Source organism: Micromonospora sp. ABR4_055, from assembly GCF_056160425.1.
The window spans coordinates 1-9,582 of the sequence record NZ_JBSWXD010000206.1; the positions used below are offsets into that span (position 1 = coordinate 1).

Genomic DNA, 9,582 nt, shown 5'->3' on the forward strand with positions numbered 1-9,582 from the left:
GGGTGGGGGGGGGGGGGGGGGGGGGGGGGGGGGGGGAGAAAACCACCCACCAAACAAAACACCACAAACAAAAAAACAAGAAACACCACACACACACCAACCCCCCCCCCCCCCTCCCCCCTCCCCCCCCCCCCCCCCCCCCCCCCCCACCCCCCGAGGTCCGCCAGGTCGCCCAAGCGGAACGGAAGGCCCGGAGCGCGCCCGGCCGTACGATGCCCGTTGGCGGAGGCGTTGGGCACCAGTGACCGGTCATGGAGCCGGGGCACCGTACGACGTAACCGCCCGAGCCAGTTCCGGCCGCCTCGCCCACACGGACGACGGAACGCCCGGCCAGAATTACCCGGGGTCGGTCACTCCCGGCAGTAGTACGACTCGTACTCGTACAGCGCCGTTCGGCCCTCCCCGCGGTCGCGCTCGGAGAGGGTCAGCAGCTTCACGGGAACCTTGACGCGCTGCCCCGTCCCGCCGGAACCCGCGTCACACCACACCTCCACCGTGTCCGTCTTAGGCAGCTCACGCGGGCCGATCACCAGGATCGTCACGACGTACGCCCTCCGCCCGAATCGGTGGGATCGAACCGGGCGAGCACGGCGGCCCGCTCTCGGCGGGACAGCTCCGGAGTGTGTGCCCACATGGACAGCAGACGTTCGGCGCTGGGCCGGTCGGTGGCCTCGAACGCCCGGAGCGCGTTCTCCACCCGGTCGATGACAGGGCTCTTGCCGGGCGGGTAGAGCGCCATCAGCCGGGCGGGTGCGAGTTCGTCCGGTGGGGCGGGGAAACTATTCATCGGGTCGGACCTCCCGTGTCCGATCAAGGCCCCGGGTTGGCGTGTCCGCGCCGATCGAGGCCGCCCCGTCTGGCCAGGGGTGGGTACGTGGATTGTCCAGCGAGCTCCGCCGCTCACCACCGACCCCCGTTCCGGGCTTGCCGACCGGGCTCCGGATCACCCGATGCCGGCGGCGGGTCGTCGAACCGGCAGCCGATGTGCCGTTGCCGCCACTGCCACAGTCCTTCCCGGAGCCGTTCGGACTCGGTCCGAGCGGCATCGCTCTGTCGGACCAGCCGATCCAGCTCGTCGGCGAGAAGCCCCAGATAGACGTACACCTCGTCGGGGTCCAGCCCACGCCACCGCGACCCGAACCGGACCGCCCTGACCTGGTGCGGTTCGACCTGATGCCCCACGCCCTCGAACACTGCGCAACCCCGATCCCGCGTCTCCCGATCCCTGCTGGCACACGCGAATCATGAGCCACATTTGCAGGAGTAGTCAATAGGGTAGGCCCGATTGGGTAGACCCGAACATGCCTACCGTTCGGCTCATGACCGGAGGACCGGGCGAGTTGATGGGTCCGTACGAGATCGCCGAGTACCTCGGCGTGTCTCGGCAGCGGTTCCAACAGATCGCTCGCCGACCCGGCTTTCCGAAGCCCTACCAGGAGCTACGCGGCATGAAGGTGTACCTCGCCGCCGAGATCACCGAGTGGGCGAAGCACAACCGGCCGCCGCGCCCGGACGACGACGAGTAGCCTTCTCCGCCCTCCGAGTCGGCAGCGCGGACCCCGCCGGCTCGGGCGAGGTACTGATCTACGTCCTTCCATGTACGTCGTCACCTGTCGGCGGCGCGCGCCGGCAGGTCACACGCCCGACACTCCGCCAACCGACTCGGCATGTCCCGCGAGGGTCTCCCGCGCCTGGGCCAGCACATCCGCGTCCGGCCGGTTCCGCATCGCCGCCGCCACACCGTCCAAGGGCGTTCCCTGCGGATCACCATCAGGTGCCGCCGCCACCCCACGCGCGGTCAGCAACCGGAAACGGGGATCACGTCCGTTCGGGGTACCCCTGTCTGGCGGGCAGGCTGTGGAGCAACGAGGCGAACGATGTACGGCTGAAGTCGAGAATCGGACCCGCCGGGCCGGCCTTACTGTCCCGCACGCCCACCCGATCACCCGTCACGTTCACCTCGACGCAGTTGTCGTCGCCGCCCGACCGCGTGGACTTGCGCCAACCTGCGGCTGGAAAGCTGCTCATGACCTCGATTCTCCTCACCGACCCGCCCCAGCTGCAGCTTGAACTTCACGAGGTTCGACCCCGAGCGATTCCAGCGCCGCCGACAGCGGCACGAACTGTCCCTCGGCACGGGAGCGGGCGATCACCGCAGCGTCCTTGCTGTCCCGGAACGCTTCGAGCTCTTCCCACTCGTCGATCCCGACCAGTACGGCCACCGGCCGCTCGTGCGTGGTGATGATGACCGGCTCGCCGGTGCGCCCGACCGACTCCAGCGCCCTGCCCGCGTCATCGCGGAGGTCTTCCAGCGTGATCCGCTCCACACGGGCACCGTACCGCCCGGTGCCTTGCCAGCCACGTTGGCGACCCCAGTAGATCGGCGGCCACGTTCAGTGGGCGGTCCAGCCGGGTTGGCGGGTGAGGCGGTGTGGCTGGCGGGCCGGCAGCCACCTGGCCCGGCGGGCGCAGCCGGGGCACGGGGCGTGACCGTGGATCCGGTCCGCCGGGCCGGCGACCGCGGCCAGGTCGGCGACGACCCGCGCCGCGGTCAGGTTGACCTCCTGTGGCACCAGCCACCCGCTGTACTGGAAGCGGTCGGCGATCGGGCCGAGCCGGGCGCGTACCTCGGCGCGGCGACGGTCGTTCACGATGTCGTAGACGACGAGCACCGGCCGGTTCACCAGCCGGCCCAGCCCTGCTCGGGGAGGACTTCCAGCGGTACGCCGTACCCGGCGGTTTCGCAGTCCGGGCAGGACGGCAGGGCCAGCAGGTGCCCGCCGCCGGTGAACCGTTCGGCGCTGGCGGCGAGCAACCGGTCCAGGTGCGTGTCACCGATGTGGATGGTGAAGACGCTGTACAGCACCCGTACGCCGTGGCGGCGCAGCAGCGTCGTCAGCTGCCGCCGGTCGCGGTCGTCGGGCAGGTCGAAGGTGACGGTCCACCAGCTGGGCTGCATGACGGTCACCTCCAGCGGAACGGCCGGTACTGCGCCTGCTCGTCGAGCAGCCAGCCGCGCAGCCGCAGCGCCTGGCGGCGTACCAGTTGGTGGTAGGTCGGCTGGTCGGCGGGGGCCGGCCATTCGCGGGCCGGCATGGCCAGCCGGGCCTGAAACCGCGAGATCAGCGCGGACGTCGCGCCGGGTGTCAGGTGGGTGCCGTCGAAGTCGGCGTCGGTCACGGTACGCAGACCGAGCATCGCCAGTACGGTGTTCTCCAGCAGCGCCGGCCGCCACTCCTCCATCAGGTCGAAGGCGAGCGTGGGCCGGCCCCGGCTCGGGGTGTGCAGGAACGACAGGTACGGGTCGAGCCCGGCGGCGAGGATCGCCCCGTGCACGGTTTCCCGCAGCAGCGCCGAGCAGTAGTTGATCAGCGCGTTGGTCACGTCGCGGCGGCTGCGGTCGCGGGCGGCGAAGCCGTACTCGGCCGGGGTCATCACCCGGATGGCCCGGAAGTACGCGCCGGCCGCCGCTCCTTCGATGCCGATCAGTTGCGCCAGGTCGGTGGCGGCGCTGGCGGCCTGCTCGAACTCGGCGAGCCGGGTCACCGCCGCCCACACCGTCGCCGGGTCGCCGCTGCGTTTCGCGCGGCGGCGCAGCAGCGTCGCCTGGTTGGCGATCTTAGCGGGGATGACAGCACGGGCCAGGTCGAGCCGGGCAGCCGGGTCGCGGTGCCGGTCGAGTTGACGCAGCCGGGCGGCGATGTGCCCGGCGGTGGGCGGTTCGAGCCGGCCGAGCGGTCGGCCGTTGCGGCTGAGCAGGATCAACGGGATGTCGTGGGCGAGCATGCTGTGCATTGCGTGCGGGGTGACGGTCACCCGGCCGGTGGTGACGACCTCGCCGACCATGGTCAGCGGCGCGGAGGCACGCAGCACACCGTCGCGGTGCACGACGAGCCGGCCGTCGCGCCGGCCGAGGACGCAGTCCGGGCCGATCACGTGGAACGCCTTGCCGATCATCGCCGGCTCCCGTTGCTGGCCGGCAGCTTGCCCCGCTGCGGCGTGTTGAGCAGCGGGTGCGTCCAGTCCGCGTTGGGCTGCTTGGGCCGACCGTGCTCGCCGTCGAACACCCAGCCGAGCATGCTGAACCCAGCGTCGAACGTGGTGATCTGCGTCTTGCCCGGGTGCAGCCGCAGGTTGAGCGCGGCCAGCTCGGCACCGATCTGCCGGGCGCCGTTGACCGCCGCGTCGAGGTCGAGGCAGAACAGCGCCAGGTCGTCGGCGTAACGCACCAGCCGGCCGTGCCGGCCGTCGACCCGGGCGTCGAACTCACGCAGGTAGAGATTGGCCAGGGTCGGACTGATCGGCGCGCCTTCGGGAACACCCCGACCCCGGGTACGCAGACCGGCGGCGGTCAGCATCGGCGCGGTGAACCAGCCGCGTACGATCCGGCTGACCGCCGGGTCGGCGAGACTGCCGCTGACCATCTCGTGCAGGAGCTGGTGGTCGACGCTGGCGAAGAAATCCGCGATGTCCGCGCGGACCACATAGCGCAAACCCTTGTCCCGGTACGCGAGAGCCATCGTCAGCGCGTCCACCCAGGAACGACCCCGCTGGTACGCGAAACTGACCTCGGCGCGGCGGGTCTCCCACCGGTCGCCGGCGACGTGCAGGAAAGCGCGCTGGGCGACCCGGTCGGCGACGGTCGGAATGCCCCGGTCGCGGCGCTCGCCACCACGGGTGACGGTCATCAGTCGAAGGGGTTGCGGAGTGTATTCGCCGCTGCGCAGCAGCGCGGACAGCGACTCCAGTCGTGGGCCGAGGTGGTGGGCGAACTCGGCGACGGTCACGCCGTCCGCTCCGGCGAGTGCGGTGCCGGCGGCGACCCGCGACCAGGCGGCCCACAACGTCGGCTGGTCAGACATCCGACTCAACAGCCGGGAAGGAGAGGTATTCATGCCGAGATCGGACGGACGAACTCCGATAGAATCGGTGGCATCGACGTCGCCGCCGAGATCAACAGGAGCTTATGTCCGGAAATGCCCCTTGCGACAACCTCCGACACGCCCGGGATCCCGGGTAGGTTGGCGGAAAGATCCCAAAGTGCACCTGAGCTGCGAAAACCTTCCCCACGGAGATCATTCGAGGCTCCCTCAAGATCATGATCAACAAGAGGTTGCCCTCGGAACACCATGTTTGCCCAGCTCAGACCGCCCGACATTTCGGACACGGTCCCCGGACACACGAAAACCGCGCCGGATTGAAACTCGTTGTGCCTGTCGACGAGGGTACCGATGCGGTCATGTCCCCAGACACACGAAAACCGCGCCGGATTGAAACCCCGGCGTACGTGATGCCGGGCCTACCGTTGTCAAGTCCCCGGACACACGAAAACCGCGCCGGATTGAAACTCGACGTGCGATGCCCGACACCCTTCGCCACCACAGGTGTCCCCGGACACACGAAAACCGCGCCGGATTGAAACCGGTGACGACGCCGCTCAGCGGCATCGGAGGGGCCGGGTCCCCGGACACACGAAAACCGCGCCGGATTGAAACAGCATGTTCTCCGCCGACCGCTTGCCGATCACGGTCCCCGGACACACGAAAACCACACCGGAGTTGGGCAAGCGAAATGCCCTTCGTGGTGTCCGCGAGTGGCGTACCACGACGGTGCAGCATTGATCCCCGATGCACCGCAGCGCGTGATCCCGTCGGGGGAGAAAATCCCGTGACGGGATCACGCGGAGTCGCATTGGGTCTATCGAGAGCCGGCGTCAGCCGGCCTGGGATCAGGTGTCGTGGTGGCGGGACTCGTTGCGCGGGGCTGGTTCGCCGGATGACGGATATCGGGATGGCTGGGTGTTCGGGCTCGGCGGTGCTCCGGCAGCGTCGTGCGCCGCTGGAGGCGCAGTCGTCCGGGCCACGGACGGTGGGCCGGCGGCGTCACTCAGACCGCGTGGCGAGTCCGGCCCGCAGGCCAGGCACTCCGGGTCGCGGTCGGCGTCCAGCACCGTCGTTTCGTTCGCCGCCGCGTCCACCAGCAGATACCGCACCGGTGACCGCCACGGCGAGACATAGTTCAGCAGCTCGCCGACTGCGTACCCGGCAATGATCTGGTTGAGGAAAACCACGCTGGGCGTCGGCTCGGCCGGATCGTCGACCCGGTAGCCGGCCGCCCGGCGCGCAGCAGCCAACCCCGGGTCAAGCTCGGCATCCACCAGACGCGGGTCGTAGCCGGACAGGCAGAGCAGGCACGGGCCACCGGGGCGGACCACCGCCAGATGCCCGCCGGCTTCCAGCCGTACCCGGGAATTAGCTTCTTGATTGTGGTCGTCGGACGGCTCCGGGCGGGGTGCCGGTCCCAGCTCGACCCCGACGTCGAGATAGCAGCGGGCGTACTGTACGGCCAGCCGGTTCAACGCCCAGCGTGGCGCGTGCCCGTCGACCGCGCCGACGATCACCTCGGCCGGGCGCACCTGCTGCCAGACGACCGGGTCGAGGATGCTGCCGGCGATGCCGCGTACCCGTACCTGCGGGTTGATGGTCCGGACCGTGCGGGCCGCGACGGTGACCTTGGTCGCCGCCCGCGCCACGTCGGCCGGCTTCGCACCGACCAGACGGTTCAGGTTGGTGGCGGTGACCGTGTCCGGGTCGACCAGCAGCAGCCCACCCACCCCCAGGTGGGCCAGCGACTGGACGACCTGGCTGCCGACGCCGCCGAGGCCGACCACGGCGACGGTCAGCTCGGCGAGCCGGCGCTGCGTGTGCGGGCCGAACGCCCGCACCTGCCGGTCGTAGCGGTCCGCCGGGTTCGGCCCGGTGGCACCGGCCTGCGGGTCCGGCCCACCGGCCGGTGCGGTCAGGACCGGTGTGGTCAGAATCGGCACAGTTTCACCTCGGTCAGGTCGTCGTCGCCGAGCAGCACCAACCGGTCGAGCATCCGCAGCGTCCCGTCGTCCGGGTCGGTGTACGCGCCGGCGACCGACGCCTGCCCGAGCACCAGCGACGCCACCCCGACCGGCGGCGCGGCCGGCATCCGGTCAAGGAACTCGGTGTGCGTCTGGCGCATGTTCTCCACGTCCAGGCCGGAGAACCTGACCGTGTCGTCGGCGAACGGGTGGCTGTGCACGTCGACAAGGGACAGGCCGGTCTCGAAGCAGGCGATCAGCACCTCCCTAGTCAGCCAGGCGGCGACTTCGATCCGTACGCCGTTCTGCACCGACAGCGCGTCGTCCGGGATCGGGATGGCCCGGGTGACCAGCAAGTCGGTGACGGCCCGGGCGCCCCACGGGTCGGTCCACCGGCCGGCGCGGGCCAGCAGGTAGGCGCCGCGTTCGTCGTCACTGTCGCGCAGATGCCGCCGTACGGTGTCCCAGGTGTCGTGGCTGATCCGCAGCACGCAGGTCATCAGTCGACCGTGCCGAGGTAGGTGCGGATCGCCTCGACGTAGCTGACCAGCGAGTCGAAGCGCGGATCCCAGTTGCGTTCCGGGTCTTCCAGGCAGTACCAGCGGTACCCCAGCTCGGCGTATCGGTTCTTGTAGGCCGAGAAGTAGTGGGCGGGTTGCACGAGCGCGCGGCCGTCGCGGCGGCGCAGGTGGTCGCCGAGGAAGAATCCGTCTGGGGCGGTCTCCGGGTAGGTGGCCGGCGGCACGATCAGCACGGTGGTGCGGTCCGGCTCCCAGTGCGGCGGGAGCCGGAACTCGGGGATGTGCAGCCAGGATTCGTCGTCGGCGACGGTCAGCCCGGGGTACGCGTACGCGAGCTGGGCTGCTTCGTGGCGGATGCGCAGCCGCCTCGGGTCGAGCGTGGTCATTGCCTTGGAGTGCCGGGCGTGGTGGGTGAACTGCTGCTGATCGGCGACGCGGATCCGCTGGTCGTCGGGGACGATGACGTTGCGGTCGTCGTCCTGGCGGACCAGGACCCGCTCCTGCGGCAGGCCGGCCGCCCGCTTGATGTCGCGGCCGGACAGCATGTCGTCGATCACCGGTACGTCGACCCCGTTGATCCTGATCGTCTTGCCCATGTCGTCCTCCGGTTGCCGGGTTGCTCCTACCTGGAGCAGATGGACGAAGTGGCAGCGCAGTCCACCAGGTGGACGTGTGTGGACGGTCACCGGCCTCGGATCGACCTCCAGTTGCTACCATCGAGTAACCACACGTATGGTGTTCACATGAGCACCGGGAGTTAGTCTCACTGGTTGCCTCACTCCCCGTCCACGGTCCTCGGGCCGGCGCCCTGGGCGGTCGCTCCCCACCACATCACGACACCGGTGTCGTCCGGCGGGCACCCAGCCCCGCCTGCTCATCCACCCCGCTGTTCTCCTGCGTCGCAACGGGAGGCACCTCGATGGACACCGCACTGCGTTCACCGGAAGACCCGCAAGACACGTACGCCTTCTTCTTCCTCGCCGTCGTCCGCGCCATGACCCACCACCTGGGGATGGTCATCGCGCGCACCGTGCACGGCACCAGCCACTGCGTCGACAGCCCGCGCGCCGCCAACCGGTGGCTGCACCTGTGCGCCAACTGCGCCGACGTACGCGACGAGCACATCCGCCGCCAGTTCGACCGACTGCGGCGCAACGCCACCGACCACGGCACCGCCAGCGGCAGCGCCCGCACCGGCGTCGGCGTCGGCGGCCCCAGCCGGATCGAGGAGATCAACCAGGTGGTGTCCTTCCTCTACGGGCCGCACGCCTCGACGGTCGACCCCGACGCCGCCGGCGCGGACCTGCTCCGCTACGCCCACCACCCGGACCGGGCCAACGCCGACATCGCACCCTGGCTACGCGCCGTCTACTGGCAGTTCGTGCACCAGGACCAACGCCAGGCCATCGCCGAACTGCGCCGCCGGTCGGCGACGGCGCGCGGCATGCACGCCCGCCCCGAACGCGACCTGACCACCGCCCGCTGGGCAGCGCCGCTGGCCGCTGACCCGGTCGGCCTGGACCTGCTGATCAGCTTCGTGATCGGGCTGCGCGACCAGGTCGCCGACCCGTGGCGGATCCCGCACGCAGCGGCCAAGCACGGACTCACCGACCAGCAGGTACGCCTGCGTCTGACGGCGGCCGTCGACCAACTCCGGCGGATCAACCCGGCCTTCTACGAAGCGAACGTCGCCGCCGCACTGCACCGTCGCGCCGACCGGCTCGACCCGTGCGACGACCTGCCGGGTGCCCGGCCGATCCGCGGCACCGCCCCGGGCGACCCGGCCGAGCGGTACGCCGACCCCGGCGACACTCCCCAACGGCGTCGCCGCCGCCAAGTGCTGCTGCGACTGTTGGCCAACCCGGCCGCACGCCGCAGCGGGCTGCCGAAACTGCTCGCCGAGATGTGCGATGTCGCGCTCGAACGATCCGCCGTCGACCTGGAGAAGTCCTGCGCACGACGACTGCGGCTGCCGGCCGGCATCGCCCGTCGGCGACTGGAAATCCTCGCGGTCCTCGTCGCCGGTGCCGGTGTCGAGTGGCTGGACGATCTCCTTTCGGAACAGCCCGGATAGTCCGGGTATCAGGGGAGTGGGGGGGGGGGGGGGGGGGGGGGGGAGGCACCGACCACCCCCACCCCCCCCCCCCCCCCTACGACCACAACAAAGTACACCCTCACCCTACCACACACACAAAAAAAAACCAGGAATCACCC

At 70.3% G+C, this 9,582-nt stretch carries 14 protein-coding genes; 2 read left to right on the plus strand and 12 right to left on the minus strand.

Annotated elements, in window-relative coordinates:
* Positions 1-350: 350 nt before the first annotated feature.
* The 3 genes from ACXAHD_RS29455 to ACXAHD_RS29465 form a co-directional block, all read right to left on the minus strand.
* The gene (locus ACXAHD_RS29455; RefSeq protein WP_475054703.1) at positions 351-542 is read right to left on the minus strand and encodes a hypothetical protein; all 192 of its coding nucleotides are present in this window, start codon (positions 540-542) and stop codon (positions 351-353) included.
* Entirely contained in the window at positions 539-787 is a 249-nt protein-coding gene (locus ACXAHD_RS29460) for a hypothetical protein (RefSeq protein ID WP_289213201.1), read from the minus strand. Before ACXAHD_RS29460 ends, ACXAHD_RS29455 begins: the two co-directional genes overlap by 4 nt.
* Before the next feature lie 113 nt (positions 788-900).
* A complete protein-coding gene (locus ACXAHD_RS29465) occupies positions 901-1,194 on the minus strand; it encodes a DivIVA domain-containing protein (RefSeq protein WP_475054705.1) in 294 nt (97 codons plus the stop codon).
* Positions 1,195-1,319: 125 nt separating this feature from the next.
* On the opposite strand from ACXAHD_RS29465, the gene ACXAHD_RS29470 reads away from it, so the two are divergent.
* Complete coding sequence (locus ACXAHD_RS29470) at positions 1,320-1,526, plus strand: helix-turn-helix transcriptional regulator (protein ID WP_421438838.1); 207 nt, start codon at positions 1,320-1,322, stop codon at positions 1,524-1,526.
* A gap of 292 nt (positions 1,527-1,818) precedes the next feature.
* Here the strand turns inward: ACXAHD_RS29470 and ACXAHD_RS29475 are convergent, their stop codons facing one another.
* The 9 genes from ACXAHD_RS29475 to ACXAHD_RS29515 form a co-directional block, all read right to left on the minus strand.
* Entirely contained in the window at positions 1,819-2,028 is a 210-nt protein-coding gene (locus ACXAHD_RS29475) for a DUF397 domain-containing protein (protein ID WP_289213204.1), read from the minus strand.
* 14 nt (positions 2,029-2,042) lie between these two features.
* Positions 2,043-2,327 carry a type II toxin-antitoxin system Phd/YefM family antitoxin gene (locus ACXAHD_RS29480; RefSeq protein WP_475054709.1) on the minus strand — a complete coding sequence of 95 codons (285 nt, stop codon included), beginning with the start codon at positions 2,325-2,327 and terminating at the stop codon, positions 2,043-2,045.
* A 66-nt stretch (positions 2,328-2,393) separates the two neighbouring features.
* Positions 2,394-2,684: a CRISPR-associated endonuclease Cas2 gene (locus tag ACXAHD_RS29485; RefSeq protein WP_475054710.1), complete on the minus strand. Its 291-nt coding sequence runs from the start codon at positions 2,682-2,684 to the stop codon at positions 2,394-2,396.
* On the minus strand, positions 2,681-2,959 hold the full coding sequence (locus tag ACXAHD_RS29490) for a CRISPR-associated endonuclease Cas2 (protein WP_421438834.1): 279 nt from the start codon (positions 2,957-2,959) through the stop codon (positions 2,681-2,683). The genes ACXAHD_RS29485 and ACXAHD_RS29490 overlap by 4 nt, the downstream gene beginning before the upstream one ends.
* A 5-nt stretch (positions 2,960-2,964) precedes the next feature.
* A complete protein-coding gene (cas1, locus tag ACXAHD_RS29495) occupies positions 2,965-3,957 on the minus strand; it encodes a CRISPR-associated endonuclease Cas1 (RefSeq protein WP_475054714.1) in 993 nt (330 codons plus the stop codon).
* Complete coding sequence (locus tag ACXAHD_RS29500) at positions 3,954-4,862, minus strand: reverse transcriptase domain-containing protein (RefSeq protein WP_475054719.1); 909 nt, start codon at positions 4,860-4,862, stop codon at positions 3,954-3,956. Before ACXAHD_RS29500 ends, cas1 begins: the two co-directional genes overlap by 4 nt.
* A gap of 866 nt (positions 4,863-5,728) precedes the next feature.
* Positions 5,729-6,826 carry a HesA/MoeB/ThiF family protein gene (locus ACXAHD_RS29505; protein ID WP_475054721.1) on the minus strand — a complete coding sequence of 366 codons (1,098 nt, stop codon included), beginning with the start codon at positions 6,824-6,826 and terminating at the stop codon, positions 5,729-5,731.
* Positions 6,814-7,347 (minus strand): hypothetical protein, encoded by a 534-nt coding sequence (locus tag ACXAHD_RS29510; RefSeq protein ID WP_475054724.1) that lies wholly within the window; start codon positions 7,345-7,347, stop codon positions 6,814-6,816. Before ACXAHD_RS29510 ends, ACXAHD_RS29505 begins: the two co-directional genes overlap by 13 nt.
* Complete coding sequence (locus tag ACXAHD_RS29515) at positions 7,347-7,964, minus strand: E2/UBC family protein (RefSeq protein ID WP_281550654.1); 618 nt, start codon at positions 7,962-7,964, stop codon at positions 7,347-7,349. The genes ACXAHD_RS29510 and ACXAHD_RS29515 overlap by 1 nt, the downstream gene beginning before the upstream one ends.
* A 323-nt stretch (positions 7,965-8,287) precedes the next feature.
* On the opposite strand from ACXAHD_RS29515, the gene ACXAHD_RS29520 reads away from it, so the two are divergent.
* Entirely contained in the window at positions 8,288-9,442 is a 1,155-nt protein-coding gene (locus ACXAHD_RS29520) for a hypothetical protein (protein ID WP_475054727.1), read from the plus strand.
* Positions 9,443-9,582: the final 140 nt, after the last annotated feature.

What these genes read in the sequence shown, in the direction of transcription:
- ACXAHD_RS29460 (WP_289213201.1), bottom strand. Translation starts at nt 787, where the DNA reads ATGAATAGTTTCCCCGCCCCACCGGACGAACTCGCACCCGCCCGGCTG.
- ACXAHD_RS29470 (WP_421438838.1), top strand. Translation starts at nt 1,320, where the DNA reads ATGACCGGAGGACCGGGCGAGTTGATGGGTCCGTACGAGATCGCCGAG.
- ACXAHD_RS29475 (WP_289213204.1), bottom strand. Translation starts at nt 2,028, where the DNA reads ATGAGCAGCTTTCCAGCCGCAGGTTGGCGCAAGTCCACGCGGTCGGGC.
- ACXAHD_RS29490 (WP_421438834.1), bottom strand. Translation starts at nt 2,959, where the DNA reads ATGCAGCCCAGCTGGTGGACCGTCACCTTCGACCTGCCCGACGACCGC.
- cas1 (WP_475054714.1), bottom strand. Translation starts at nt 3,957, where the DNA reads ATGATCGGCAAGGCGTTCCACGTGATCGGCCCGGACTGCGTCCTCGGC.
- ACXAHD_RS29500 (WP_475054719.1), bottom strand. Translation starts at nt 4,862, where the DNA reads ATGTCTGACCAGCCGACGTTGTGGGCCGCCTGGTCGCGGGTCGCCGCC.
- ACXAHD_RS29510 (WP_475054724.1), bottom strand. Translation starts at nt 7,347, where the DNA reads ATGACCTGCGTGCTGCGGATCAGCCACGACACCTGGGACACCGTACGG.
- ACXAHD_RS29515 (WP_281550654.1), bottom strand. Translation starts at nt 7,964, where the DNA reads ATGGGCAAGACGATCAGGATCAACGGGGTCGACGTACCGGTGATCGAC.
- ACXAHD_RS29520 (WP_475054727.1), top strand. Translation starts at nt 8,288, where the DNA reads ATGGACACCGCACTGCGTTCACCGGAAGACCCGCAAGACACGTACGCC.